This window comes from Streptomyces roseirectus, from assembly GCF_014489635.1.
Lineage (GTDB): Bacteria > Actinomycetota > Actinomycetes > Streptomycetales > Streptomycetaceae > Streptomyces > Streptomyces roseirectus.
The window spans coordinates 2644308-2670780 of sequence record NZ_CP060828.1 but is presented as its reverse complement, the minus strand read 5'-3'; the positions used below and the strand labels follow the sequence as shown (position 1 = coordinate 2670780).

19 protein-coding genes are annotated in these 26473 nt (G+C 71.7%); 15 read left to right on the top strand and 4 right to left on the bottom strand.

Going from position 1 to position 26473, the window contains the following annotated elements; all coding sequences use genetic code 11:
- Positions 1-91 precede the first annotated feature (91 nt).
- Complete coding sequence (locus tag IAG44_RS10815) at positions 92-856, top strand: DUF4190 domain-containing protein (RefSeq protein ID WP_187746926.1); 765 nt, start codon at positions 92-94, stop codon at positions 854-856.
- A 457-nt stretch (positions 857-1313) separates the two neighbouring features.
- Here IAG44_RS10815 and ybiA read toward each other — a convergent pair whose 3' ends face one another.
- Entirely contained in the window at positions 1314-1880 is a 567-nt protein-coding gene (gene ybiA, locus IAG44_RS10810; protein WP_187746925.1) for a riboflavin biosynthesis intermediates N-glycosidase, read from the bottom strand.
- A 190-nt stretch (positions 1881-2070) separates the two neighbouring features.
- Between ybiA and IAG44_RS10805 the strand changes: the two genes are divergently transcribed.
- The 6 genes from IAG44_RS10805 (at position 2071) to IAG44_RS10780 (ending at position 8707) form a co-directional block, all read left to right on the top strand.
- Positions 2071-3579 (top strand): gamma-aminobutyraldehyde dehydrogenase, encoded by a 1509-nt coding sequence (locus tag IAG44_RS10805; protein WP_187746924.1) that lies wholly within the window; start codon positions 2071-2073, stop codon positions 3577-3579.
- 58 nt (positions 3580-3637) lie between these two features.
- Positions 3638-4888, top strand: a complete 1251-nt coding sequence (locus IAG44_RS10800; RefSeq protein ID WP_187746923.1) for an ABC transporter substrate-binding protein — start codon at positions 3638-3640, stop codon at positions 4886-4888.
- A 5-nt stretch (positions 4889-4893) separates the two neighbouring features.
- Positions 4894-6024: an ABC transporter ATP-binding protein gene (locus IAG44_RS10795; protein WP_187746922.1), complete on the top strand. Its 1131-nt coding sequence runs from the start codon at positions 4894-4896 to the stop codon at positions 6022-6024.
- Complete coding sequence (locus IAG44_RS10790) at positions 6024-6944, top strand: ABC transporter permease (RefSeq protein ID WP_187746921.1); 921 nt, start codon at positions 6024-6026, stop codon at positions 6942-6944. The genes IAG44_RS10795 and IAG44_RS10790 overlap by 1 nt, the downstream gene beginning before the upstream one ends.
- Positions 6945-7736: an ABC transporter permease gene (locus IAG44_RS10785; protein WP_187746920.1), complete on the top strand. Its 792-nt coding sequence runs from the start codon at positions 6945-6947 to the stop codon at positions 7734-7736.
- Between the two features lie 518 nt (positions 7737-8254).
- Positions 8255-8707 (top strand): hypothetical protein, encoded by a 453-nt coding sequence (locus tag IAG44_RS10780; protein WP_187746919.1) that lies wholly within the window; start codon positions 8255-8257, stop codon positions 8705-8707.
- A gap of 119 nt (positions 8708-8826) precedes the next feature.
- Here the strand turns inward: IAG44_RS10780 and IAG44_RS10775 are convergent, their stop codons facing one another.
- Together IAG44_RS10775 and IAG44_RS10770 are read right to left on the bottom strand one after the other, a co-directional pair.
- A complete protein-coding gene (locus tag IAG44_RS10775; protein WP_187746918.1) occupies positions 8827-10512 on the bottom strand; it encodes a PucR family transcriptional regulator in 1686 nt (561 codons plus the stop codon).
- A 327-nt stretch (positions 10513-10839) separates the two neighbouring features.
- Positions 10840-13236 (bottom strand): ATP/GTP-binding protein, encoded by a 2397-nt coding sequence (locus IAG44_RS10770; RefSeq protein ID WP_187746917.1) that lies wholly within the window; start codon positions 13234-13236, stop codon positions 10840-10842.
- Between the two features lie 251 nt (positions 13237-13487).
- Here IAG44_RS10770 and gabT point away from each other — a divergent pair, with 251 nt between their 5' ends.
- The 5 genes from gabT to IAG44_RS10745 all read left to right on the top strand — a co-directional run bounded on the left by gabT (position 13488) and on the right by IAG44_RS10745 (position 19281).
- On the top strand, positions 13488-14822 hold the full coding sequence (gene gabT / locus IAG44_RS10765; RefSeq protein ID WP_187746916.1) for a 4-aminobutyrate--2-oxoglutarate transaminase: 1335 nt from the start codon (positions 13488-13490) through the stop codon (positions 14820-14822).
- A gap of 435 nt (positions 14823-15257) precedes the next feature.
- On the top strand, positions 15258-16106 hold the full coding sequence (locus IAG44_RS10760; protein ID WP_187746915.1) for an alpha/beta fold hydrolase: 849 nt from the start codon (positions 15258-15260) through the stop codon (positions 16104-16106).
- 99 nt (positions 16107-16205) lie between these two features.
- Complete coding sequence (locus IAG44_RS10755) at positions 16206-16850, top strand: phosphatase PAP2 family protein (protein ID WP_187746914.1); 645 nt, start codon at positions 16206-16208, stop codon at positions 16848-16850.
- A gap of 72 nt (positions 16851-16922) precedes the next feature.
- The gene (locus IAG44_RS10750) at positions 16923-18368 is read left to right on the top strand and encodes an aldehyde dehydrogenase family protein (RefSeq protein ID WP_187746913.1); all 1446 of its coding nucleotides are present in this window, start codon (positions 16923-16925) and stop codon (positions 18366-18368) included.
- 244 nt (positions 18369-18612) lie between these two features.
- Positions 18613-19281: a hypothetical protein gene (locus tag IAG44_RS10745; RefSeq protein WP_187746912.1), complete on the top strand. Its 669-nt coding sequence runs from the start codon at positions 18613-18615 to the stop codon at positions 19279-19281.
- 99 nt (positions 19282-19380) lie between these two features.
- Here IAG44_RS10745 and IAG44_RS10740 read toward each other — a convergent pair whose 3' ends face one another.
- Positions 19381-22215 carry a glycoside hydrolase family 3 C-terminal domain-containing protein gene (locus IAG44_RS10740; RefSeq protein WP_187746911.1) on the bottom strand — a complete coding sequence of 945 codons (2835 nt, stop codon included), beginning with the start codon at positions 22213-22215 and terminating at the stop codon, positions 19381-19383.
- 336 nt (positions 22216-22551) lie between these two features.
- Here IAG44_RS10740 and IAG44_RS10735 point away from each other — a divergent pair, with 336 nt between their 5' ends.
- From IAG44_RS10735 to IAG44_RS10725, 3 genes are read left to right on the top strand one after another with little or no spacing between them, the layout of a single operon-like run.
- Complete coding sequence (locus IAG44_RS10735; RefSeq protein ID WP_187746910.1) at positions 22552-24249, top strand: extracellular solute-binding protein; 1698 nt, start codon at positions 22552-22554, stop codon at positions 24247-24249.
- A 23-nt stretch (positions 24250-24272) separates the two neighbouring features.
- Positions 24273-25313 (top strand): ABC transporter permease, encoded by a 1041-nt coding sequence (locus tag IAG44_RS10730; protein ID WP_187746909.1) that lies wholly within the window; start codon positions 24273-24275, stop codon positions 25311-25313.
- Positions 25310-26245: a carbohydrate ABC transporter permease gene (locus tag IAG44_RS10725; protein ID WP_187746908.1), complete on the top strand. Its 936-nt coding sequence runs from the start codon at positions 25310-25312 to the stop codon at positions 26243-26245. Before IAG44_RS10730 ends, IAG44_RS10725 begins: the two co-directional genes overlap by 4 nt.
- Positions 26246-26473: the final 228 nt, after the last annotated feature.

Genomic DNA, 26473 nt, shown 5'->3' with positions numbered 1-26473 from the left:
ATCGTTTACTCCGGGTCATCCTAGGGCGGGGAATGGGGGAAAGGCGTGGGGATTTAGCATGAGCGGGACGTATCGAGAGGGGGGCGGGCACATGGCGGACGACACGCGGAAAGGTTCGACCGACGGGACGACGAGCCCTCGGGACGCGGTGCCCGCACAGAACGGCGCGCGGGACGGCTGGGACGACGGCCCGGAGGGCGCGAGGGACGACAGCCCGGCTGCCGACGGCGACGACGCGCGCGCCGAGCACGAGAGCCCCGCGCCCCCCGCTGCCCACGAGGGCACCCCGACGCCCCCGGCACCGAACACGACACCCCAACCCTGGGCGGACCCCTTCGCACCCCCGAAGCACGACACCCCCCTCGGCGCCTACCCACCCCCCAACCTGCCCCCGATCCCCCCGAACCCCTACGCCCCGCCCCCGTCCCAGGCCCCCACCGACACCGTCCCCCCGCCCCCCATCGCCCCGGACGGCCCCGGCCAGCCCCCTTACGCCCACCCGGCGCCCTACGCCTACCCGCCCGCGTACAGCCCCGCCCCCGGCATCCCCGGCCCGGGGACACAGCCCCCCGGAGCCCCCGCCCCGCCCTACTACGGCTACGGCTGGCCGCCGGCCCCCAGCAACGGCATGGGCACCTCCGCGATGATCACCGGCATCCTCGCGGCCCTGGGCTTCTGCCTCTGGCCTGTGGCGTTCATCCTGGGCGTCCTGGGCGTGGTCCTCGGCATCCTCGGCCGCCGCAAGGCCACCCGGGGCGAGGCCACGAACAGCGGCCAGGCCCTGGCCGGCATCATCTGCGGCACCGCGGGCATCCTGCTCTCGCTGACCCTGGGCATCCTGATGTTCACGCTCTGAGCAGCCCCCGCAGGCCCGCCCCGGCACCCCACGCGCCGGGGCCCGCGGGCGCCACGCGGACCGAGCCCAGCGGGGAGACCGTCGCAGCCTGAAGCACGCGGACACTTGTGCCGTCCAGCGGGCAGCACGCCCGGGGCCGGACCCGGATCTGTTCCGCCGGCCGGAGGCCCGAGGCCGCTCCGCACGGTCGACGGCGGGGGCGCGCCTGGCGCCTGATCGCGCACCTCGCGCGGACCGAGCCCGGCGACGGGAACCGTCCCGGCCCCACCGGGACCCACGCAACGAGGCGCACGGACGGCGCTGCCCTCTCGTCCCCTCCCGCGCCCGGCGGAGCGGCGGTTGCGAGGGCCGCCCGGAAGAACCGGACCGCGCGTCGAGCCCTGCGGACCGCCCGCCAGACCGTCCGCCGGCACGACCAGCGAACCTGCGACCCGCGACAACCGACCCGCCGGAACCCCTATGCCCCACCCCCCTCCCGCACCCGCCTCCGCGCCTCCATCAACGCGAACCCCAGCAGGTTCAGCCCCTTCCACCGCTCGGGATCCTCCGCTCCCGCGTCCCGGGCCGCGAGCCCGATGCCCCACACCGCGTCCACCGGGCTCGCCTCGACCAGGACCCGCTCCCCGGTCCCCAGCAGAAACTCCCGGAGGGCGGGGTCCGAGCGGAACTTGTGGATGCTGCCTTCGACGACGATCCGGAACCGTTCGCGCGTCCAGAGGGTGTCGTCGAAGCCGCGGACGAGGCGGCCGGCGCGCTTCGCGAGGGAGGGGTGGTCGGCGGCGAGGACCTGCGCCTCGGCCTCCGGATCACCGAACAGCCGTGCCTTCTCGGCCATCATCCAGTGCTCGGCGGTCGGGTAGCGGACCCCGGCGACGGTGAACGGGGACTCCCACCACTGGCTGAGGCAGCCCGAACCGATCCGCCCGTCGGGGCGCGGCCGGTGGCCCCAGAAGTGGAGGTACTTGACCTCGGCCCCCGCCCGGAGGGCCCGGACGAGCGTTTCCCGGGAATCGATCTTCTCCATGCCCCGAGCATCGCAGCCGCCACCGACAATCCGGCCGGGCTTTTCCCTCGACCCGTGCGGTCCGCTCGACAGATTCCGTCGCGTAACCAAAAGGCAACAACGGAATCACTTGTTGGGGTGCCATACCTCTGTCAGGATCGGCACTCAAATCCGGCCAGAGCTACGCCCCACGACGGATGCGGAGAGCGGCATGCAGGACAACTTCCCCGCAGCGGAACGTTTCGCCCCCGGCGCCCAGTACATCGCCGGCCGCCTCACCCCCGGCACCTCCCCGCACACCCACACCGTCGTCGACCCGGCGACGGACGACCCCGTCCTCACCTACGCCCTCGCCTCCACGGCGGACGTCGACGCCGCCGTGGCAGCCGCCCGCGCCGCCTTCCCCGCCTGGTCCGGCGCCACCCCGGGCGACCGCTCCGACGCCCTGCACCGCCTCGCCGAGGCCCTGGCCGACCACGCGGACGACCTCGCGCGCGCGGAGTCGCTGCAGTGCGGCAAACCCCTCCGGCTGACGCGCGAGTTCGACGTCCCCGGCACGATCGACAACACCGCGTACTTCGCGGGCGCGGCGAGGCACCTCCAGGGCCAGTCGGCGGGCGAGTACTCGGCGGACCACACGTCGTACGTGCGCCGCGAGGCGATCGGCGTCGTCGGGTCCATCGCCCCGTGGAACTACCCGCTCCAGATGGCCGCGTGGAAGATCCTCCCGGCGATCGCGGCGGGCAACACGATCGTCCTGAAGCCCTCCGAGCTGACCCCCCTGACGGCGCTGATGTTCGCGCGGGCCGCCACGGACGCCGGGATCCCGGACGGCGTCGTGAACGTCGTCAGCGGCACCGGGACGGAGGCCGGCGAGCACCTGGTCGCGCACCCGGACGTCGCGATGACGTCGTTCACGGGCTCCACGGCCGTCGGCAAGCGCGTCGCGCGCGTAGCCGCCGAGACGGTCACCCGCGTCCACCTGGAACTCGGCGGCAAGGCCCCCTTCGTCGTGTTCGACGACGCCGACCTGGAGGCCGCCGCGCAGGGCGCCGTCGCGGGCGCGCTGATCAACGCCGGCCAGGACTGCACGGCCGCCACGCGCGCGTACGTACAGCGGCCCCTCTACGACGCGTTCGTCGCGCGCACGGCCGCGCTGATGGACAGCGTCCGCCTCGGCGACCCCTTCGCGGCCGGCACCGACCTCGGACCGCTGATCACGCGCGCGCACCGCGACCGCGTCGCGGGCTTCGTCGAGCGGGCACGCGCGTACGCACGCGTGGTGACCGGAGGAGCCTGCCCGAAGGGACTGGACGGCGCGTACTATCTCCCCACCCTGATCGCGGACGCCCCCCAGGACAGCGAGATCGTCCGGTCCGAGATCTTCGGCCCCGTCCTGGTGGCCCTGCCCTTCGACGAGGACGACGAGGGCATCGGCCTCGCCAACGACACCCCCTACGGCCTCGCCGCGTCGGCGTGGACCAGGGACGTGTTCCGGGCGAACCGGGCCACCCGGGAGCTGCGCGCGGGGTGCGTGTGGGTCAACGACCACATCCCGATCGTCAGCGAGATGCCCCACGGGGGGTACCGGCAGTCCGGCTACGGCAAGGACATGTCACCGTACTCGTTCGAGGAGTACACCCAGATCAAGCACGTCATGTTCGACAACACGGCGGTCGCCCGGAAGCCCTGGCACCGCACGGTGTTCGCGGGCCGCTGAGAAGCCGCCCGCGGCGCCGCCGAGCCGACCGATCCCGTCCGGAAGGGGCAGCACGCGCATGGAGCAGTACGAGCCCGACGACCGCCTGTCACCGGCCCAGCTCGCGGCCATGAGGCGCAGCCTGCGCACCGGCAGGGCCGCGCTGACCCGGCGGTCCCTGCTGCGCGCCTCGGCGGGCGGCACGCTGGCCCTCGGGGGCGTCGGGACACTCGGCGCCTGTGGCATCCCGGCCGCCGGGAAGACCCCCGGAGGGGCGTCCGCCGACGACCGCTCGGCCAAGGAGAAGACCGTCAGCTTCTCCAACTGGACCGAGTACATGGACGTCGACGACAGCGGCAGACGCCACCCCACCCTCGACGCGTTCACCAAGCGCACCGGGATATCCGTCCGGTACACCGAGGACATCAACGACAACGGCGAGTTCTTCGGCAAGCTCAAGCCGCAGCTCGCCGCGGGCCAGGACACCGGCCGCGACCTGATCGTCCTCACCGACTGGATGGCCGCCCGCCTGATCCGCCTGGGGTGGGTCCAGAAACTGGACGCGTCCCACCTGCCGCACGCCTTCGCGAACCTCTCGGAGCAGTTCCGCAGCCCCGACTGGGACCCCGGGCGCGCGTACTCCTACCCGTGGCAGGGCATCTCGGCGGTCATCGCGTTCAACCGGAAGGCCCTGGACGGCGTCGAGGTGACGTCGGTCTCCGACCTCCTGGACAACCCCAGACTGAAGGGCCGCGTCGGCTTCCTCACGGAGATGCGCGACAGCGTCGGCATGACCCTCCTCGACATGGGCAAGGACCCGGCGAGGTTCACCGCCGACGACTACGACGCCGCCATCGCGCGCCTGCAGAAGGGCGCCGACAGCGGCCAGATCCGCCGCTTCACCGGCAACGACTACACCGCCGACCTCCCCAAGGGCGACCTCGCCGCCTGCATCGCCTGGGCCGGGGACGTCGTCCAGCTCAAGGCGGACAACCCGGACGTCGACTTCGTCATCCCCGACAGCGGCTACATGACGTCCAGCGACAACCTGCTGATCCCCAACAAGGCGCGCCACAAGACGAACGCCGAACGGCTCATCGACTACTACTACGAGCCGGGACCGGCCGCGCGACTCGCCGCCTACATCAACTACGTCTGCCCGGTGGACGGCGTGCGGGAGGAGCTGGCGAGGATCGACCCGGACGCGGCCGACAATCCGCTGATCATCCCGGACAAGGCGATGCAGGCCAAGTCGCACTCCTTCCGCTCGCTCAGCGCGAGCGAGGAGACCGCATTCGAAGCGAAGTTCGCGAAGCTCACGGGGGCGTGACGACCATGACAGACCACAGCGGCGACGTCCGCCTCGCCGGCATCGGCAAGACCTACGGCGCCTTCACCGCCGTCCACCCGCTCGACCTGACCGTCCCGCAGGGCTCGTTCTTCGCGCTCCTGGGCGCGTCCGGCTGCGGCAAGACGACGACCCTCAGGATGATCGCCGGCCTGGAGGAACCGACCAGCGGCACCGTCCACCTCGGCGACCAGGACGTCACCCGGCTGCCGCCCTACAAGCGGCCCGTCAACACCGTCTTCCAGTCCTACGCCCTCTTCCCGCACCTCGACATCTTCGAGAACGTCGCATTCGGCCTCAGACGGCGTGGAATCAAGAGCGTGCGGAAACAGGTCGGCGACATGCTGGAACTCGTTCAGCTGGGCGAGCAGGCCCGTAAACGGCCCCACCAGCTCTCCGGCGGCCAGCAGCAGCGCGTCGCCGTGGCCCGCGCGCTCATCAACCACCCCAAGGTGCTCCTCCTGGACGAACCCCTGGGCGCCCTCGACCTGAAGCTGCGCCGCCAGATGCAGCTGGAGCTCAAACGCATCCAGACCGAGGTCGGCATCACCTTCGTGCACGTCACACACGACCAGGAGGAGGCCATGACGATGGCCGACACGGTCGCCGTGATGAACGCGGGCCGCGTCGAACAGCTCGGCGCGCCCGCGGACCTGTACGAGAACCCCCGCACCACGTTCGTCGCGAACTTCCTCGGCACCTCCAACCTCATCGAGGGCGAGGTCGAGAGCCGCACCGGCGAAGAGGTCGTCCTCAAGGCCGGCGACGGCCGCCTCGCCCTCCCCGGGGACCGCTGCCCGGCCGGCAGCCGCGTCCTGATCGGCGTCCGCCCCGAAAAGGTCGCCCTCGCGCACGCGCACGAGGAGAACGACGTCCCGGACGGCCGCAACCGGCTGCGCGGCACGATCGTCGACGCCGCCTTCATCGGCGTGTCCACGCAGTACGTCGTCCGGACGGCCGTCTGCCCCGAGTTCGCGGTCTACGTCCAGAACGTCGACCGGGACGCCCGCCTCGTCCCCGGCGCCGAGGTCGTCCTGCACTGGTCACCGGCCCACACCTTCGGCCTGGACGCCTCCCAGGACATCGGCGCCGGCACCGAGGAAGAGGCGGTCGTCTGATGGCGGCCACCCTCGCCGAGCCGGAAGCACCCGCGCCCGCGCCCGCACGCGTACGCCGCAGGGGCCGCTGGACGCCGTACTGGCTGCTGCTGCCCGGCCTCCTGTGGCTGCTCGTGTTCTTCGCGCTGCCGATGGTCTACCAGGCGTCGACGTCCGTGCAGACCGGCTCCCTGGAGGAGGGCTACCGGGTCACCTGGCACTTCGCGACCTACTGGGACGCCCTCCAGGAGTACTGGCCCCAGTTCCTGCGCTCCGTCCTGTACGCCGCCGCCGCGACCGCCCTGTGCCTCGTCCTGGGCTACCCACTGGCCTACCTGATCGCGTTCCGCGCGGGCCGCTGGCGGGCCCTGATCATGATCCTGGTGATCGCGCCGTTCTTCACCAGTTTCCTGATCCGCACGCTCGCGTGGAAGACGATCCTCTCGGACGGCGGCCCGGTCGTCGGCGCCCTCGGCGCCCTGCACGTCCTGGACGTCACGAGCTGGCTCGGCTGGACCGCGGGCGACCGCGTCCTCGCGACGCCCCTGGCGGTCGTCTGCGGCCTGACGTACAACTTCCTGCCGTTCATGATCCTGCCGCTCTACACGTCCCTGGAACGCATCGACGGACGCCTCCACGAGGCCGCCGGCGACCTGTACGCGCGCCCCTGGACGACGTTCCGGAAGGTCACCTTCCCCCTGTCGATGCCCGGAGTGGTCTCCGGGACGCTGCTGACGTTCATCCCGGCGTCCGGCGACTACGTCAACGCCGAACTGCTCGGCTCGACCGACACCCGCATGATCGGCAACGTCATCCAGACGCAGTTCCTGCGCGTCCTCGACTATCCGACGGCCGCCGCGCTGAGTTTCCTCCTCATGGCCGCGATCCTGCTCATGGTCACGTTCTACATACGCCGCTCCGGGACGGAGGACCTGGTCTAGATGTCCTGGCTCAAGCGCCATTTCGTCGTCATCGCCGGATTGTGCACACTCGCTTATCTGCTGCTGCCCAACGTGGTCGTCACGGTCTTCTCCTTCAACAAACCGAAAGGCCGCTTCAATTACGAGTGGCGGAATTTCTCCCTCGACGCCTGGAAAGACCCCTGCGGCGTCGCCGGAATGTGCGGATCGCTCTCGGTCAGCCTCCAGATCGCGTTCTGGGCGACCCTCGGCGCGACCGTGCTCGGCACGATGATCGCCTTCGCGCTGGTCCGCTACCGCTTCCGCGCGCGCGGCGCCGTCAACTCGTTGATCTTCCTGCCGATGGCGATGCCCGAGGTCGTCATGGCGGCCTCGCTGCTCACCCTGTTCCTCAACATGGGTGCCCAGCTGGGCTTCTGGACGATCCTCATCGCCCACGTCATGTTCTGCCTCAGCTTCGTCGTGACGGCCGTCAAAGCGCGCGTCCTGTCGATGGACCCGCGCCTCGAAGAAGCCGCCCGCGACCTCTACGCCGGACCCGTGCAGACATTCCTGCGCGTCACCCTGCCCATCGCCGCCCCCGGAATCGCCGCCGGCGCGCTCCTCGCCTTCGCGCTCTCCTTCGACGATTTCATCATCACCAATTTCAACTCCGGTTCCACCGTCACCTTCCCGATGTTCGTCTGGGGCTCCGCGCAGCGCGGCACGCCCGTGCAGATCAACGTCATCGGCACGGCGATGTTCCTCGTCGCCGTCCTGCTGGTGCTGATCTCGATGCTCGTCGGAAAACGCCGCAACCGGCAAAAGGCGTAGCTCTTTCCCGTCCCGCCCCCGACAAACGCGCCCTGCCGGGCGGGCCGTTTCTACGGCGGATCCACCCGCGCCGAGTACGACGGCCCCACGCGCGCGTACGCCGACCTCCCGGCGCCCGCGCTCCCTCAACGGCGGGGGCGTACTTCACGCACGCGTGGGGCGAGGCGACCGGCGTCCGCCTGGGCGCCGCCCGGCCCGCTGCGGTACGGCACGCCGGGGCCGGGTGGCGTAGGGCGGTGGCCGTCGTTCGGGAGGGGCCGGTGCCGTTTCCGCCCGAAGTGTTCGCCCCGGGACCGCGATGCGCTCGCCCGGTGGGCACGGGCGTGCGCGGGACGCGTGTGCGGGGCGCGAAAAGCCCTCCCTGCGGGCCGAGAACCGGACAGCGCGAGGGCGCGACAGGAGGGGTGTGATCCGGTTCACTCCGGATCACCCGCCGAACCCGCGTAATGCTTCCCGGACAACCTCCCTCTCTCCCTGGTGACGCGACCGCGTCGACGAACAGAAAGGGAGGTCCATCCATGACTGGGGCCAAGACCGCGGTCGAATGGCTGGCATCCGTCGCGCCCGACCCCGACGCCTGCCGCTGGGAGTGGGAGCGCAACCCCCTCGGGGTCGCGCTGCTGCCCGCCGGCAAGGCGTGGGACGTCCTCATCCTGCCGGGCGACCTCGGCTATCCGACGCTCGACATCCTCACCCGCATCCTCGACCTGCCCGGACCGGTGCTGGCCGACTTCGCGGACAACCGCATGGGCTTCTTCGTGCCCCCGGGCACGGCCGCGCGCTGGATCGGCACCGGGATCCGAGGCGCCGGCAACGGCACCTGGATCGTCGTCCCCTACCCGGGACGCTCCACCGGCGCCGTCCGCTGGCTCGTCCCGCCGGACGGCACCGGCATGCTCAACGACCCCGCGCTCCTGGAGCTCGCCATGCACGAGGCCGCAGCCGGGCTCGCGGCGGGGGAGGACGGGTGATCACCGGCTGACCCTGCCGCCCTCGCGCGCACGCCTCCGCGTCCCCCGAAACCGGGGAGGGTGCACGCACGCGTGAACGTCTTCGTCGGCCGCCCGTGCGGCCGACGCGAACCCTCCGGCTACGACGTCGCCTTCAGGGCGAGCCACAGCTCCATCCGCACGTCCGGGTCGTCCAGCGAGCGGCCCAGGATCTCCTCGACCCGGCGCATCCGGTAGCGCAGGGTGTGCCGGTGCACGCCCAGGTCCGCGGCGGCCGAGTCCCACTGGCCGTGCCGCGACAGCCACGCCCGCAGCGAGGCGACCAGATCGCCCCTGCCCGTCGCGTCGTGCTCGTACAGGGCCCTCAGCAGGCCCTCCGCGAACGCCTTCACCGCGTCGTCCGCCAGGAGCGGGAGCACCGAGCCGGACGCCAGCCGGTCGTGCTCCACGAACGCCCTGCCCCGGCGCCGGGCCACCGACAGCGCCTGCTCGGCCTGCTTGCGGCCGACCGCCGCCGTGCTCGGGCCCGCCGGCCCCGACAGGCCGATCAGCAGGTCGTGGCCCTCCGCCGTGCGGTCCGTCTCCACCTCCGCCGCGTACTCCACCGTCTCCGCCAGCGCCGCGCCGTCGTCGACCACCAGAACGACCAGACGGCCGTCCTCCGGGACGATCAGCACGGGCTCGCCCGCGCGGGCCGCAGCGGACTCCAGGGCTTCGGCGAAGTGCTCCAGGAGGGCGTCGTCGGGGGCGGGCGGGGGAGGGGGCGAGTCGTGCGGCACGCGTACGTGGGGGCTTGCGCCGGGGGCGGTGTCGAGAGGGCCACGCGCGGGGGAGGGCGGGTCGTGTGGCGTGCGTGCAGTAGGGGTCCCGTCGGCCGGTACGCGTGCGCCGGGGCCCGGTTCCGCGACGATCACCCGGAACGGGGCGTCCAGCAGACCCTCGTACAGGTCGCCGGAGACCGCGCGCGCGTGGTCCGGTTCGCCGGCCAGCAGCATGCGCAGCACCGCCGTGCCGATGCGCTGCTCGGCCGCGTGCAGGGCGCGGGAGCGTTCCGTCGTCAGCGTCAGGAGGGCGACGGCCGAGTGGACGGCGTACCGGTCGGCCGTGCCCGGCGCGGCGGCCGTGCCGACGGCGAGTGCCGCGCGCGGGCGACGGCCCGTGCCCAGGGAGTGCAGCTCCACGCGGTCCTCGCCGTCGATCACCGACGACGCCGGCGCGGGGCGCTCGCGCAGGCGGGCGACGTCCGTCGTCAGGCGGGCCGCTCTGCGCCACGCCCACTCCGGGGCCGCCGCCACGACCGTCCCCGACGCGTCGTACAGCGCCGCCCAGCCGTCCACCTGCGCCGCCAGGGCCGCGAGCAGGCCCTCGGGGCCCGCCGCGAGGGTCTGCCGGGTCAGTTCGCGCTGCGCCGCGAAGCCGTCCGTCACCGCGCGGTACTGGTCCGCCGCGAGCGCCGCCGAGACGGCCTTGGTGATCGCGATGAACGGGGTCCTGCGCGGGACTTCGAGCAACGGCAGGTCCTCCTCGCGGGCCGCCTCGACCAGCGCGTCCGGGACCTCCTCGTAGTTGACGCCCACCGCGAAGCCCAGGCCCACCACCCCCGCCTCCACCAGCCGCCGCACGTACCTCCGCATCGCCGCCGGGCTCTCCGCGTCCAGCTTCAACGCCGTGATCAGCAGCAGCTCCCCGCCCTCCATGTACTCCACCGGGTTCGGCAGCTCACTCACATGCGCCCACCGCACCGGCACCCCCAACCGCCCCTCCCCCGCGCGTACGACGAGCTTCAGCGCCGAGTGATGGACGAGCGAGGCGAGGGTGGGTGGCATGGCGCCTTCAGGTCGATGAGCCGGCGGTCCGGGCAGATCCGGGCAGAGCAGTGCCGATTGTGCCTCAGGGGACGCCGGGGGAGCGCCACGCGAGAGGGGGGAGGGGCACGCACGCGTGGACGACAGGGCCGGCTGGATCCGGGGCGGCGACGCGCGCGGGGAGGGCGGCGGCATCCCGCCGGGCGGTGGACCGGGACGCGTACGCGCACAGGGCCTCGGAAGGAGAGCCGTGTGCCGCACGGAACCGCACACCCCCAGCGCGTGCCTCACCCTGCGCTGAACCGCGCCCCCGCGTGCCTCACCCCACCCACCGACCCGGCAGCCCCCTCACCCCCGCAGGTCCACCAGCATCGGTGGGGCGTGTTCGCCGGTCACGGTGGTCAGGGACAGGACCGCGTGGCCGGGAGGTACCTCGTGGGCCAGTTGGGAGGCCGACCAGCGTTCGCGTTCGACTTGGCGGACGGTGACCGCGTCGGTGGTGACGGCCTTGCCGGTGACGAGTTTGCGGAGGGCGTGGATGGCGCGGGTCATGGGCTGGTCGGCGAAGACGGTGTGCTTGGCGACCTCGGTGGTCTCGATCCACTCGGTGCCCCAGGTCTGGGCGAACCGGTTGCCGTCCCAGGTGGTGACGCCCGCGTACGCCATACGGCATCCGACGGCCCCGTAGAGGGGCCCGTGCAGGGACTCGGGGACGTCGCCGACGGTGCGCAGGGCGAGCACGACGCCCGCGTTGCGCGAGCGCAGGCGCTGGATGTGCCGCACGGACTCGGGGGTGACCGTCCCGGTCGCGTCGTCGAGGACGAGGCAGGCGAAGTGGGCGCGCCGGCCGTCCCGGACGACCGCGTGGAACTGGGCGAGGACCAGGCGCGTGAGGATCCGCCCGGCCTCTTCGTGACCGCGTTCGGGGAGGTCGACGCGCACGCGCAGGGGGTGATGCGCGAGGGCGCGCAGGGAGAACGCGCGATGCCTGCCTTCCCCGCCCCTGCCCCCGAAGAACTCCGCGAACACCGGCCGGTTCAGCAGTGCCAGCCGGTCCGCCAGCGCCCGCCCGGCGACGTCCCCGGCGGTCCCCGTCTGCCGGATCCGTGCCTCCAGCTCGCGGCGCATGACCTCGTTCCCGGCGAGCGCGTCCCGCAGGGCCTCCAGGGCCGCCGTCCCCTCCAGCAGCTCGCGCAGGACGGGAAAGGCCGGGAAACGGCCGTACGCGGCCCTGTAGGGGCCCAGGAGCTGTGCGAGGGCGGTGGCGGCCTGCGGGACGTCCAGATCGCCCACCAGGGCCTCCGCGAGGACCGCGGCGGCCTCGTCGGCGTCGTCGGACTCGGCGTACGGATCGAGGTCGTGCACGGAAGCCGGGTCACCGATGCGGAGGACGACGTCGAAGGCGTCGTCCGAACCGAGCGGCGCGCCCGCGGACGACACGGCGACCACCGCGCACGCGCCCGTCAGCGCCCGCAGGGCCAGCGCCTCGGTCACCGGCTCGATCAGCGTGCGCGTCTTGCCCGACCCCGAGGGGCCGACCGCAAGCAGCGAGGTCCCCAGCACCTCGGCGCCGAGCGCCGCGCCCGCGTCCCGGTAGGGCAGCGGCGCCCGCTCGCCGGACACCCACCGCCCGATCCGCACCTGCCCGGCGAGCAGGTCGTGCCGCGCGGCCCGCCGGGGCAGATCACGCGCGCCCGACGGATGCGTCCACGCGGCACCCCCCTGCCGCAGCACCGTCTCCCGGAACGCCCCGAGCGACGCCCCCGTACGCGCCGTCACGAACGCGTGCTCCACGCGCGCGCAGTCGACGTCGTTCATCCGCCCCGCCGCGACCTCCCCGGTGAGCAGGTCGGCCGCCTCGCCCTGCCCGGCGTCCCGCAGGGCGGGCCACTGCGCGCGCGGGCGCTCGACGACGGCCTGCGCCGGAGCGTCGCCCCTGCGCGCGGCCAGCAGCTCCTTCGCGTACGGCCACCAGCCCCCCACGCGCGCGAACGGCCACACCACCAGCGCCGTGATCACCGCGTACAGGGAGTCGGTGAACAGGACGGACGTGAACAGCTCGTAGCTCCCGGAGATCAGCACGATCAGCGAGAACAGCGGGTCCACGACGGGCAGCGCGTCCCAGCCGACCAGCGGGAACGCGTCCGGGAAGACGAAGCTGAGCGTCACCAGCGCGGCCAGCAGCGCGCACAACGCGCGCGCGGGCTGCGGCCGGCGCCCGATGAAGTGCCGCACGACGTCCGGCCAGCTGCCCAGCCGGCCCATCGTGCACACGAGGGCGGCGAAGAACAGCCCGTCGTACACGATCCGCGCCTCCGCGCCCTCCACGGTCTTCGCGGACGCCAGCGTCCCGCCCCACCACCAGTCGTCCGGCGTGAACAGCCGCAGCACGGTGAACTGGTAGGGGAACGAGCCGCGCCGCCACAGCGACCACAGGATCAGCGCGACGACCAGGGGGATGAGCAGGCCGACGACGGTGACGGGGGCGAGGCGTTCGCTCTCCCGGGAGCTGTCCTTGGGCGGCCGGAACCCGAACCGCCAGATGCCGGGACGGGCCTCGGGGCGGGGCGTGTCCAGCCACGCGGAGACGGCGCTCACGGCCGTCCCGGGGGCACCCTTGACGTCGTACGCGCCCGGCGCGTGGACCGGCCTCGGCGGCACCCCCGCGCCCTCCGGGGGGCCCGCCGGGCGCGGCACAGGGCTCGCATGCGTACCGCGTGCGTCCTGCGTCCCGTCGCTGTTCATCGCCCTGCCCCCTGACCAGCCGCTCCGTCCACCATCAGCCGTCAATCTAACGCGCCCGCAAAGGGAGTTCACCGCTCCCGCGCCAGGCGGACGCGACACCCGCGTCACGCGGCACTGTCCACGGCGGACAACGCGCCCGCGGGAAGGCGCCCACATGGAGCATGCCCAGCTTGTCCACCCCGTCCTAACCTGCGAGAAAACGGAGGCAGACCGACGCCCCGGCACGCAGGACGCACCCCCTAGGAGCCCCCATGACCGACCTTCCGCAGGAGCGCCGGATCGTCACCGCCATCCCCGGACCCAAGTCGCAGGAGCTTCAGGCCCGTCGCCTCGCGGCCGTCGCGCAGGGCGTCGGCTCGGTGCTGCCGGTGTTCACCGCGCGCGCGGGCGGCGGGATCGTCGAGGACGTCGACGGCAACCGGCTGATCGACTTCGGCTCCGGCATCGCGGTGACCAGCGTGGGCGCGTCCGCCGAGGCCGTCGTCCGGCGCGCGAGCGCGCAGCTCGCGGACTTCACGCACACGTGCTTCATGGTCACGCCGTACGAGGGGTACGTCGAGGTCGCGGAGGCGCTGGCCGAGCTGACGCCCGGTGACCACGCGAAGAAGAGCGCGCTGTTCAACTCGGGCGCCGAGGCCGTCGAGAACGCCGTGAAGATCGCGCGCGCGTACACGAAGCGCCAGGCCGTCGTCGTCTTCGACCACGGCTACCACGGCCGGACCAACCTGACGATGGCTCTGACGGCCAAGAACATGCCCTACAAGCACGGTTTCGGGCCCTTCGCGCCCGAGGTGTACCGCGTGCCCGTCGCGTACGGCTACCGCTGGCCCACCGGCCCCGAGAACGCGGGCCCCGAGGCCGCCGCGCAGGCCATCGACCAGATCTCCAAGCAGGTCGGCGCTGACAACGTGGCCGCGATCATCATCGAGCCGGTGCTCGGCGAGGGCGGCTTCATCGAGCCCGCGCGCGGGTTCCTGCCGGCGCTGAGCGAGTTCGCCGCCGCCAACGGCATCGTCTTCGTCGCGGACGAGATCCAGTCCGGCTTCTGCCGCACCGGCCAGTGGTTCGCCTGCGAGGACGAGGGCATCGTCCCGGACCTCATCACCACCGCGAAGGGCATCGCCGGCGGCCTCCCGCTCGCCGCCGTCACCGGCCGCGCCGAGATCATGGACGCCGCGCACGCGGGCGGCCTCGGCGGCACCTACGGCGGCAACCCGGTCGCCTGCGCGGGCGCGCTGGGTTCCATCGAGACGATGAAGGAGCTGGACCTCAACGCCCGCGCGAAGGCGATCGAGGCGACGATGAAGGCGCGGCTGCTGGCGATGGCCGACAAGTTCGACGTCATCGGCGACGTGCGCGGGCGCGGCGCGATGATCGCGATCGAGCTGGTCAAGGACCGCGCGACCAAGGAGCCGAACCCCGAGGCGACGGCGGCGCTCGCCAAGGCGTGCCACCAGGAGGGGCTGCTGGTCCTGACCTGTGGCACGTACGGGAACGTCCTGCGGTTCCTGCCGCCGCTGGTGATCGGGGACGCGCTGCTGAACGAAGGGCTCGACATCATCGAGGGCGCGCTCGCGGGCGTCTGACGGGCGTGTGAAGAACGTGTGCGGGGAGGATGGCGGCTCCGGGATCGGCCTGTTCCCGGGGGCGGTGCTGCCGTAGTTTCTATCGGGATGAGAGATACACCCGCTCACGGGAGACCGTGAACGGTGCCGGGCCGGGGCCTCCCCAGCTTCGTCCTGGTCGTGCCTCGCGCACACATCCGGGGCCATCGGCTCCGGAATCTCCTCACCGATCGGACCGTCGCCCGCCCCAAACCCCCCGGGGCGGCGGCACCCCGGTCCGGACGGCCGTCCCGGAACGACCCCCCCTGTTCCGGGACGGCCGACCTCCTTCCAGAGGTGCACACCACTACGGGGCCCCGATGTCGCATCGGGGTCTTTCTTTTGGGCGGGGTTGACGATACGATACGTCTCGTCTCGTCAGTTCGGCTCGCGCTCGGCACACCCCAGGAGGCCCGCATGCACCGCTACGTCGACGTCACCCCCACCACCCGCCTCTGGACCGAGGAACACGGCGCCCCTGACGCGCCCCCGCTCCTGCTCGTCATGGGCGCCCAGGCGTCCGGCCTCGGCTGGCCCGACCCCTTCGTCGAACTCCTCGCCGCCCGCCACCGCGTCATCCGCTACGACCACCGCGACACCGGCCGCTCCACCTGGGCGTTCGACGAGCATCCGTACCCGATCACCGCGCTCGCCGAGGACGCCGTCGCCGTCCTGGACGCGTACGGGATCGAGCGGGCGCACGTCGTCGGGCTCTCGCTGGGCGGCATGCTGACGCAGCTCCTGCTCGCCGACCACCCGGAGCGGCTGCTCAGCGCGACGGTGATGGGCGCCGGCGCGCTCAGCGAAACCCCCTACGAGGGGGGCGAGCTGCCCGGCATCGATCCGAAGGTGCTGGAGCTGTGGGGCAGACCGGTGCCCGACGACCTCACCCTGGAGCAGGAGCTGGACCGGCGCGTCGAGCACTGGCGCGTACTGCACGGCGACCTGCTGCCGTTCGACCCCGCGTACGCCCGCGCGCTGGAGGCGGCGATCATCGAGCACACCGGGCACCACCGGGTGAACACCGCGCACGGCAGGGCGGACAGCGACGGCATGCTCCGCACCCGGCAGCTCGCCGAGAACACCGTCCCGACGCTCGTCACCGACGCCCCCGCCGAACCGGTGTTCCCGCCGCCGCACCCCCGGCACCTCGTCCAGGTGATCAAGGGGGCGCGGCTGGTGGAGATCCCGGGCATGGGGCACGCGCTCCCGCCCGAGGTGTGGGAGCCACTGACGAAGGCGATCCTGGAACACACGGCTTCCTGAGGCGAGGGCGAGCCCGGAGCACGCGGCTCCCTGGGGCGAGGGCGGCCTCGGAGCGCACGGCTTCCTGAAAGGCCGGCGCTTCCTGAGAAGCTGGTCCGCATGTCGATCAGCGCCCGACTCCTCGCCGTCCCCGCCGCCCTGCTGGCCCTGTTCACCTGGCAGGTCGTGGCCGGCGGCCCGCTCCTGCGCTGGGACGAGCGGCTGAGCGGCGCCCTGCGCCACCCCGACCGGTTCTCCGAACTCCTCTCGGATCTCGGGAACGTTCCGGTGGCGCTGCCCGTTCTGCTGGTAGTCGCCGCTTACGTGGCCTGGTCGGGGCGCCGGGCGGGTGAGCGGCGGTGGTGGGGGCCGGCCGCCGCGGCCCTCGCGGCGATGGCGCTGGTCCCGCTGACCGTCGTCCCGCTGAAGATCTGGACCGACCGCCCGGGCACCCCGGCCGTCCCACCGGCCACGGGGTACTTCCCTTCGGGACACACGGCGACGGCGATGATCGCGTACGGCGGGGCGGTCCTGGTGCTGCTGCCGTGGCTGGGGTCGGCGCGCGGGCGGCGCACGGCCGTCGGGGTGGCCGTCGTGCTGGTGGCGGCCGTGTCGTACGGGCTCGTCCGGCGGGGCTACCACTGGCCGCTGGACGTGGTGGCGAGCTGGTGTCTCGGGGTGGTGCTGCTGGGGGCGTTGCGGCTGGTGACCGTACGGATCGGCGCGCCAAAGCGGAGTGCGGCGGCCGTGCAGTCGGACGTGTAGGACAAACGCCCGACCGGGCGCCCGGCTCTACGGTGGACAGCGACTGTCGACTTTGCGGAAGGGCCCCCGACGATGACTTCCACCCACGCCTTCTGGCTGGCCGGCCGCGCGGCGACCGGCACGGACACCTTCGACGTGACGTCCCCCTGGGACGGCCGGCTCGTGGGGAAGGCGAGCGTGCCGACCGACGCGCAGGTCGAGGAGGCCGTGGCCGCCGCGTACGCCGTGCGGGACGAGTTCGCCGCGACCCCCGCGCACGTGCGCGCCGCCGCGCTCGACCACGTCAGCAAGCGGCTCGGCGAGCGGGCCGAGGAGATCGCCCAGCTCATCTCCGCCGAGAACGGCAAGCCGCTCAAGTGGGCGCGCGGCGAGGTCGGTCGCGCGGTCTCCGTGTTCCGGTTCGCCGCCGAGGAGGCCCGGCGGTTCAACGGCGGCGAGGCGCAGCGGCTCGACACGGACGCGGGCGGGCAGGGCCGGCTCGCGCTGACCCGGCGCTTCCCCAAGGGCGTCGTCCTCGGCATCGCGCCGTTCAACTTCCCGCTGAACCTGTGCGCGCACAAGGTCGCGCCGGCGATCGCGGCGGGCGCGCCGATCATCCTGAAGCCGGCCCCGGCGACCCCGCTGTCCGGTCTGATCATCGGCGAACTCCTCGCCGAGACCGACCTGCCGGCCGGTTCCTGGTCGATCCTGCCGGTCTCCAACGACCGCATGCCCGCCCTCGTCCAGGACGAGCGGCTGCCCGTCATCTCCTTCACCGGCTCCGAGAAGGTCGGCTACGCGATCATGGACTCGGTGCCGCGCAAGCACTGCACGCTGGAGCTGGGCGGCAACGGCGCGGCGGTCGTCCTCGCGGACTGGGCCTCCGACGCCGACCTCGACTGGGCCGCGACCCGCATCGCCACCTTCTCCAACTACCAGGGCGGGCAGTCCTGCATCTCCGTCCAGCGGGTCATCGTCGACGCCGCCGTGTACGACCGCCTCCTCCCGCGCATCGTCGCGGCGGTCGAGGCACAGGTCACGGGCGACCCGTCCGACGCGACGACCGACGTCGGCCCCCTGGTCAGCGAGGACGCCGCACGGCGCGTCGAGTCCTGGGTGGACGAGGCGGTCGCGGCCGGCGCCGCGCTGCTGACGGGCGGCAAGCGGGACGCCGCGTCGTACGCGCCGACGGTCCTGACGGACGTCCCCGGCGACACGACGCTCGCCCGCGAGGAGGTCTTCGGCCCCGTCCTCACGATCCAGAAGACCGACGGCGAGGCCGCCGCCTTCGCCGCCGTCAACTCCTCCAAGTACGGCCTCCAGGCCGGCGTCTTCACCCACGACGTCCAGGCCGCCTTCCGCGCCCACCGCTCCCTCGAAGTCGGCGGCGTGATCATCGGCGACGTCCCCTCCTACCGCGCCGACCAGATGCCGTACGGCGGCGCGAAGCTCTCCGGGGTGGGCCGCGAAGGCGTGCGGTTCGCCATGGAGGACTACACGTACGAACGCGTCCTGGTCCTGACGGGCCTGGCCCTGTAACCGATTCCGCCTCGCAGGGTCCAACCAACGAAGGATCTCACCGACGAAGGGTCTAGCTAATGGGAACCATTTTCATGTAACGTCGTTCCCGGCGCTGACCCGCCGTCCCGCGAAGCGGCCCGGCACCGATGCCTTCCGGTGCCGGGCCCTTCCATGTCCGGATAATCGCTGGGCCCGCGCGCGGACCGCCCGATAACCTGCAATCTTCGCCGGTCGCCCGGACGGAGTCACGCAAGGACCGGACATGTCCCCTCAGCAGCAACTCAGGTCGGCGCTGGACGAGTTGGACCGCGTGTTCGCGGGCGAAGAGGCGTTCGAGGTCGCGGGGTGTACGTACTGCTACGCGGAGCGGGACTTCGTGGAGCTGTCCGGGGCGGTGGAGCTGATACCGGAGGATCTGGTGTCGGCGGTGTCGAGGGAGGTGGCGAGTCACTGGGACGACTTCCCGCGGCTGTACCGGCGGCTGACTCCGAGGATCGTGAGGGGAGTTGTCACGGGGCGGCTGCACACGGACGAGGAGCTGATCGCGTCCCGGCTGGTGGAGGCGGCGTGGACGGAGTGGGAGGCGCCGTTGGTGGAGGCGCTGCGGGCGGTGTGGGCGGCGTGGTGGCGGGCGATCCTCCAGGCGTACCCAAGTCCCTCCCGGCTCAGGGATGTTCTGGGACTGCTCGCGGCGTCCACCGGTGAGCTGCGGCCGTGGCTGGACGTGTGGACGGCGACCCAAACCCCGGCCGCCGACGCCCACCTCGCGGAGTTCATCGACGACGTGCTGCGCGAGGGGAGGATCGCCGACCTGCGCATGGGCTTCCACGACGAGTACCACGCGACCCCGGAACTGGTCGACTGGCTCCTGAACGACGTCCGCGAGCGCGCCGACGACATCCGGCTCGACGACCTCGTGCCGCTCCTGTAGAAGGGCCTGTTCCTGTAGAGGGACCTGCTCCTGTAGAGGGCGGCGCCCCTCGTCTCCCGCGCCGGGCGCCGCCCTCGTGTCGCCGACCTCTCCGGACCCTCAGCCGGAGAAGCCGACGTGCGCGAGCCGGACGGGCCCGCGCAGCCTGAGGTGGACGTCGTGCACGCCGGTGAGGGCGAGGGGGGCGTCCAACAGGGTGTAGGTGTACGGGGTTTCGGTGGGGGAGGGGAGCGCGAGGGTCGCCTGGACGGCGCCCGCCTCCACCGTGACCTCGCCCTCGCCCGCCACCTCGACGGTCACCCGGGCCACCCCGGATGACCCGAAGTCACAGTTCCGGTAGACCAGTTGGGCCACGCCCGAGGAACCCGGCGTCACCGAGTCACCCGCCCGCTTCGTGCGGTCCACGATCTCCGCGCCGCTCTGCTCGTCGAAGTCGGCCGCGAGCAGCCCGAGTTGGAGGACGTCGCGGGGGGCCGCGGGTTCGCCGGCCAGCCTGACCGTCGTCCGGATGCGGATGTCCGCGCTGGAGGTGCCGACGAGGAGGTCGTACGCGCCGGGGTCGAGGCGCCAGGAACCCCGGGCGACGTCCCAGAACTCGAAGGCGCGCAGGGGGACGTCGAACGCCACCTCCGTGCGGGCGCCGGGGGCGAGCGTGAGGCGCGTGTGGGCCAGCAGCTCGCGGCGGGGGCGGGGCACCGACGGGTCGACGGCACGGGTGTAGAGCTGCGGGACCTCGTCGGAGGCGGTGCGGCCGGTGTTGGTGACGGAGAAGGAGACGCGCAGACCGTCCCCCTCCGGCTCCACCTTCAGATCGCCGTACGAGAACGACGTGTAGGACAGACCGTGCCCGAACGGGTAGAGCGGGGTGCCCTCGAAGTACAGGTAGGTCTGACGGCTGCCGATGACGTCGTAGTCCAGGAGGTCCGGGAGGTCCGCGTCGGACTCGTACCAGGTCTGCGGGAGCCGCCCGGCGGGCGAGACGTCACCGGCGAGGACCCGGGCGAGGGCGGTGCCGGCCGCCTGGCCGCCGTGCGCGGTCCACAGGACGGCGGGCAGCGGGCCCGGTTCCAGGGCGTAGGGGTAGGCCGAGGTGATGACCAGGACCGTACGCGGGTTCGCGGTGCGGGCGGCGTGCAGCAGCCGGGCCTGGTGCGCGGGCAGGTCGAGGGTCGAACGGTCCTCCGTCTCACGGCCGTTGATGTGCGGGTCGTTGCCCGCGATCACCACGGTCACGTCCGCCTCGGCGGCGGCCCGCGCCACCGCCTCCTCGCCCCGCTCGACGACCACCAGCTCGAAGACTTCCGGATCTTCGCCGGCAACCTTCACCCCGTCGGCGGCGACCTGGACGTGGTGACCTGTGCCGAGATGCCGGAGGAGATGCCCATGGTCGTGCGGTTCCAGGCGGAACGTCTCCTGGACGATCCAGCCGCCCGGCTGGTCGGCGGAGGCGCGCAGGTACCCGTCCTCGGCGACCGACAGGTACCGCCCGTCGGGCGCGCGCAGGGTGAGGACGCCGTCCCCCCAGTCGACGAGGGCGAGTTCGGTGCCCGCCTCCGGCGACGTCGTCAACGGGGGCAGGTCCGTACGCCCCTTGAGGAGCGCCGGGTCCAACGCGCCCTCGGCGCCGCGCACTTCGTCGTCCGAGTCGGTGCGCGGGACGGTCAGGTAGGCGCCGGACGACGTCCTGAGCAGGACGCGGTCCACGCCCTCCGTGAACCGCACGCGCTCCGCCCCGAACCGCTCGTACAGACCCTCCAGCGGGGTCGAGCGGTGGATCAACGTGCCGCTGTACCAGTCGAGTTTGCACTCGTCGGCGAGCAGCCCGACGACCGCGATCCGTGTGTCCGGCGCGAGCGGCAGCATGCCGTCGTTGCGCAGCAGGACGATCGCCTGCTCGGCGGCCTCCTGGGCGAGCGCGCGGTGCTCCGGGGTGTCGAAGGCGGCCTCGGCGGCGTACGGGTCGCCCTCGGGATCGAACTCGCCGAGCCGGAAGCGGACGGAGAGCTGGCGGCGGACCGCCAGGTCGATCTCCTTCTCCGTCAACAGCCCCTGTTCCAGGGCCCCCTTGAGGCGTTCGACGGTCTTCGTCGGGTCCGTGCCGTGGTCGGTGAAGCTGTCCAGGCCCGCGACGACCGCCGCCGCCGTCGACTCCTCGTACGTGTCGAAGTAGTGCTCCGTCTCGACCAGGTTGGACGGCGCGCAGGCGTCCGAGCAGACGAACAGGTCGTCCTCGGTCCAGGTCCGCAGGTGGTCGTTCAGATACGGGGAGACGTGGTTGGGGCGGCCGTTGACCAGGTTGTACGCCGGCATCACCCCGGCCACCGCGCCCGCCTCGACCGTCGAGCGGAACGCCCGCAGGTCGTACTCGTGGAGCACGCGCGGACGCACCGACGACGACGAGGTGTCGCGCGCCGTCTCGTTGTTGTGGGCCAGCCAGTGCTTGAGGATCGGCGCCGTCCGCCAGAACACGGGGTGACCCCCGCGCAGCCCGTGCGTGTAGGCGGTCGCGATCGCCGACGTCAGCCGCGGATCCTCCGAGTAGCCCTCCTCGTTGCGCCCCCACAGCGGATGGCGCAGCAGGTTCACCACCGGCGCCCACACGTTGAGGCCCACCCGTTCGTCGCGCGCGCTCATCGCCCGCACCTCGCGCGCGACCGCCTCGCCGACCCGGCGCACCAGCTCCGGGTTCCAGGTCGCGCCGAGCCCCACCGCCTGCGGGAACACCGTCGCCGGACCCATCCAGGCGACACCGTGCAGCCCCTCCTGGCCGGTGCGCCACGCGGCGATGCCGAGCCGTTCGACGGCCGGCACGTACTGGTGCAGGAAGAACACCTTCTCGTCCAGCGTCAGACGCGAGAGCAGGTCGTCGATGCGCTTCGCGAACGGCAGGCGCGGATCGCGGAAGGGCGGCGTGGAGGGCGTTGATGCGGTCACGTGGAGTTCCCTTTGCGGTGGACCAGGACGGCTCTTTCGAAGCGCTTCGATGCTCAGCGGGCGGCGGTGCGGGTGTCAAGGGAGCGCACCGTTTTTCAAGTGGCGTATACAGCAAGGTCCGTATGTCCGGGTCCGAGGAATATTGGAATCGACCCTTGTGCACCCCCATGGCTTCACTTAACCTCACAGCAACATCGAAGCGCTTCGACTAAAAGCCCGTCAGGATCCCCACGGCCTTGGTCGGACGTCTGCTTCGGCTCAGCCAGTTCCACCGATGACACCGCGGCCGGACGAGCCACCGCCGGGTGCCTCGGTGCGCCACGAAGGGTTGACGCAATGACGCCGAACGCCGCTTCCGCCTCCCCCGGTTCCAGCCGGAGAAGCTTCCTCGCCTCCACGGCGGTCGCCACCGCCGCGGTCGCGGGCGGACTGCCCCTGCTGAGTGCCTGCGGCAGTTCAGAAAGCGGCTCGCGCGACGGCACCACCTCGGGCAAGAACGCGAAGAAGATCCTTCCGGCGTACGTCGCGAGCAACGTCGTGACGCCCGACATCCCGTCCAAGAACGGCTCCGCGGTCGGCTTCATCGGCAAGGTCGACAGCGCCACCCTCAAGACCTCGGTGCCCAAGAAACTCGGCAAGGGCGGCAAGGTCACCATCATGTCGCCGTTCTGGGGCTCCCCGCCCAAGGACGGCAACGCCTACTACAAGGCCATGAACGACCTGATCGGCGTCGACGTCGTCTGGCGCAACCAGGACGGCGCCACCTACGACCAGAAGCTCGGCGCGGTCCTCGCCTCCAGTGACGTCCCCGACATGGTCGTCGTCCCCGGCTGGAACATGGGCGGCAAGATCCCCAGCGCCATCATCGGCAAGTTCGCCGACCTCGGTCCCTACCTCTCCGGCGACGCCGTCAAGGAGTACCCGAACCTCGCGGCGATCCCCACCGACGCCTGGCAACGCTGCATCTTCGGCGGCAAGTTGCGCGGACTGCCGATGCCGGCGTCGTACGTCGGCAACATCGTGCCCTTCTACCGCAAGGACATCTTCGACAAGGAGGGGTACCAAGTACCCACCTCCACCGACGAGTTCATGGCGCTCGCCAAGGAGATCACCAACCCCAGGGCCAAGCGGTGGGCCTGCGGCCCCAACCTGAAGTGGACGGCGTTCGGCACGTTCGGGGTGCTCTCCGGGGGCGAGAAGGCGCTCGGCTGGAACCTCACCGACGGCAAGCTGGTCTACCGCGTCGAGACCGAGGAGTTCCTCGAAGCGCTGGAGTGGACACGGAAGTTGTACGCCTCCGGGGTCGTCCACCCCGACGCGTGGCTCGGCAAGAACCAGGCCGTCGACCCCGCCACCAAGTTCGCCGCCGGCGAGTTCCTCATGTACAGCGGCGACATGTCCGGTTGGTGGGGACAGCAGGCCAGCCAGCAGATCCACAACCCCGAGTTCAAGATCTGGGGCATGGACATCTTCGGCCACGGCGGCAACGCACCCCAGCTGTGGGCCACCCAGCCCGCCAACATCTTCGCGTTCATCAACAAGAACGCCTCCGAAGCCGTCGTCCGCGACGCGCTCGCCGCCGCCAACGTGACCGCCGCGCCGTACGGGACGAAGGAGTACATGCTCACCAACTACGGCGTCGAAGGCACCCACTACAACCTCAAGGACGGCGCCCCGGTCAAGACCGACCAGGGCAACATCGACGTCATCAACGCGTACGTCATGATCGCCAGCCCCGCCGCCAACATCGCCCGCCCCGACTTCCCCGACATCGGCCGTGCCGCCGTCGAGTGGCAGCAGCGGATGGGAGCGCTCACCAAGAAGTCGACCTTCTTCGGCATGCAGATCACCGAACCCACCCGCTTCACCAACCTCTCCAACGACATGGAGCAGTTGGAGGACGACATCGTGCGTGGCCGCAAGAAGATCAGCGACATGCAGGCGTGGGTCAGCGACTGGCGCAAGAAGGGCGGCGACGGACTGCGCGACTGGTACCAGAAACTGCTGGACGAGAACGGCACGGCGACGAGCTGACCCCGAGGCGAGGAGAACCGGCCGTGTCCCACAGCACGGTGCCTCGGAGCAAGGCCGAGGCCGACGAGACAGGGAAGCGGACACCGAAGACGTCCGCCGGTGCGGGCACCGTCCGCAAGAAGAAGCGCGACCCCGGAAAACTGAGCGTACGGCTGCGGTTCCGACGAGACCGCGTGCTCATCCTGATGACCCTGCCGGCTCTCCTGCTGGTCCTGCTCTTCAACTACGTGCCGATCCTCGGCAACATCGTCGCCTTCCAGGAGTACGACCCTTACATCAGCTCCAACGGCGTCGTCTCCATCCTGCACAGCCCCTGGGTCGGCCTGGAGAACTTCCAGCGGCTCTTCGAGGACTCCGCGTTCTGGAGCGCCGTCCAGAACACCCTGGTCCTGTTCTTCCTCCAGCTCGTCCTCTACTTCCCGATCCCGATCGCCCTCGCGCTGCTCATCAACAGCGTCGTGCGGCCCCGGGTGCGGGCGATCTCCCAGGCGATCCTCTACCTCCCGCACTTCTTCTCCTGGGTCCTCGTCATCGCCGTCTTCCAGCAGCTCCTGGGCGGCGCCGGACTGCTCTCCCAGCTGCTGCGCGCCCACGGCTACGACGGCATCGACGTCATGTCCGACCCGGACACGTTCAAGTTCCTCGTCACCGCCGAGAGCGTCTGGAAGGACGCCGGCTGGGGCATCATCGTCTTCCTCGCGGCCCTCTCCTCCGTCAACCACGACCTGTACGAGGCCGCCGCGATGGACGGCGCCGGACGGTGGCGGCGCATGTGGCACGTCACGCTGCCCGCGCTGCGGCCCGTCATCGCGCTGCTGCTGGTGCTGCGCGTCGGGGACGCGCTCACCGTCGGATTCGAACAGATCCTTCTCCAACGCGACGCCGTCGGACCAGGGGCCTCCGAAGTCCTCGACACGTTCGTCTGGTGGAACGGCGTCCGCAACCAGGACTTCGGGTACGCCGCTGCCGCCGGGCTCATCAAGGGCGTCGTCAGTCTCGGTCTCGTCCTCGTCGCGAACAAGGTGGCCCATCTCATGGGCGAGCAGGGGGTCTACAAGAAATGAGCGCCGTGCTCGACAAGTCCGTGCGGAAACCCGGGCGCTGGGCCGCACCGCCGCGGCCCGTCTGGGAGGAGGAGCCCACGAAGGCCGGGCTCGCGGGGAAGGGGCTCGTCCTCGGCCTCGCCTGCCTCGCGATCCTCTTCCCACTGTGGATCATCGTCGTCACGAGTCTGTCCTCGCGCGAGACCATCGACCAGGCCGGCGGGCTCGTCATGGTGCCCAAGGGGATCACCTTCGTCGCCTACCGCGAGCTGCTGAGCGGGGGGCAGGTGACGCGGGCCGCCGTCATCAGCGTCCTCATCACCGTCGTCGGGACGCTGTTCTCGATGACCGTGTCCGTGCTGTGCGCGTACGGGCTCTCGCGGAGCGGGTCCCTGGGGCACCGGTGGATGCTGATGCTGTTGCTGGCGACGATGTTCTTCAGCGCCGGGCTCATTCCCACGTACCTTCTGGTGCAGTCGCTCGGGCTCACCGACACCTACCTCGCGCTGATCCTGCCGAGCGCGGTGAGCGTGTTCAACATCCTCGTCCTGCGCGGGTTCTTCATGGGGATCTCGCAGGAACTCGTCGACAGCGCGCGGATCGACGGGGCCGGGGACTTCCGGATCCTGTGGCAGATCGTGATGCCGCTCTCGCGTGCCGTCCTCGCCGTCATCACCCTGTTCTACGCGGTGGGGTACTGGAGCGCCTGGTTCAACGCGTCCCTCTACCTCAACGAACAGAACATGATGCCCCTCCAGAACGTCATGATCCAGCTCGTCCAGAAGCAGGAGGCCCCCGTCGGCCTCGCCCAGGCCATCCGCACCGGCGAACTCTCCGGCCTCGCCGTCCAGATGGCCGTCATGGTCATGGCCCTCCTCCCCGTCGCCGTCCTCTCCCCGTTCGTCCAGAAACACTTCAAGAAGGGGATGCTGACGGGGGCGGTGAAGGGGTGAGATTCGCCCACTGAAGGGGAGCGTGCTGTATCGCGGGCGGCTGCGGGTGGTTGGTGGCTGATCGCGCAGTTCCCCGCGCCCCTAGGCAGGACCGCGCACCGAGTTGCGAACAAACCCGCGCTTGGCAGACGACATCCACCCCCACGCACCTCAGGGGCGCGGGGCTGTATCGATCTGCGGCTACCGCCGCGTGGGCGCGACCAGCCACGACGAACCCGCAGCCGCCCG

What these genes read in the sequence shown, in the direction of transcription:
- IAG44_RS10815 (WP_187746926.1), top strand. Translation starts at nt 92, where the DNA reads ATGGCGGACGACACGCGGAAAGGTTCGACCGACGGGACGACGAGCCCT.
- ybiA (WP_187746925.1), bottom strand. Translation starts at nt 1,880, where the DNA reads ATGGAGAAGATCGATTCCCGGGAAACGCTCGTCCGGGCCCTCCGGGCG.
- IAG44_RS10805 (WP_187746924.1), top strand. Translation starts at nt 2,071, where the DNA reads ATGCAGGACAACTTCCCCGCAGCGGAACGTTTCGCCCCCGGCGCCCAG.
- IAG44_RS10800 (WP_187746923.1), top strand. Translation starts at nt 3,638, where the DNA reads ATGGAGCAGTACGAGCCCGACGACCGCCTGTCACCGGCCCAGCTCGCG.
- IAG44_RS10795 (WP_187746922.1), top strand. Translation starts at nt 4,894, where the DNA reads ATGACAGACCACAGCGGCGACGTCCGCCTCGCCGGCATCGGCAAGACC.
- IAG44_RS10790 (WP_187746921.1), top strand. Translation starts at nt 6,024, where the DNA reads ATGGCGGCCACCCTCGCCGAGCCGGAAGCACCCGCGCCCGCGCCCGCA.
- IAG44_RS10785 (WP_187746920.1), top strand. Translation starts at nt 6,945, where the DNA reads ATGTCCTGGCTCAAGCGCCATTTCGTCGTCATCGCCGGATTGTGCACA.
- IAG44_RS10780 (WP_187746919.1), top strand. Translation starts at nt 8,255, where the DNA reads ATGACTGGGGCCAAGACCGCGGTCGAATGGCTGGCATCCGTCGCGCCC.
- IAG44_RS10775 (WP_187746918.1), bottom strand. Translation starts at nt 10,512, where the DNA reads ATGCCACCCACCCTCGCCTCGCTCGTCCATCACTCGGCGCTGAAGCTC.
- IAG44_RS10770 (WP_187746917.1), bottom strand. Translation starts at nt 13,236, where the DNA reads ATGAACAGCGACGGGACGCAGGACGCACGCGGTACGCATGCGAGCCCT.
- gabT (WP_187746916.1), top strand. Translation starts at nt 13,488, where the DNA reads ATGACCGACCTTCCGCAGGAGCGCCGGATCGTCACCGCCATCCCCGGA.
- IAG44_RS10760 (WP_187746915.1), top strand. Translation starts at nt 15,258, where the DNA reads ATGCACCGCTACGTCGACGTCACCCCCACCACCCGCCTCTGGACCGAG.
- IAG44_RS10755 (WP_187746914.1), top strand. Translation starts at nt 16,206, where the DNA reads ATGTCGATCAGCGCCCGACTCCTCGCCGTCCCCGCCGCCCTGCTGGCC.
- IAG44_RS10750 (WP_187746913.1), top strand. Translation starts at nt 16,923, where the DNA reads ATGACTTCCACCCACGCCTTCTGGCTGGCCGGCCGCGCGGCGACCGGC.
- IAG44_RS10745 (WP_187746912.1), top strand. Translation starts at nt 18,613, where the DNA reads ATGTCCCCTCAGCAGCAACTCAGGTCGGCGCTGGACGAGTTGGACCGC.
- IAG44_RS10735 (WP_187746910.1), top strand. Translation starts at nt 22,552, where the DNA reads ATGACGCCGAACGCCGCTTCCGCCTCCCCCGGTTCCAGCCGGAGAAGC.
- IAG44_RS10725 (WP_187746908.1), top strand. Translation starts at nt 25,310, where the DNA reads ATGAGCGCCGTGCTCGACAAGTCCGTGCGGAAACCCGGGCGCTGGGCC.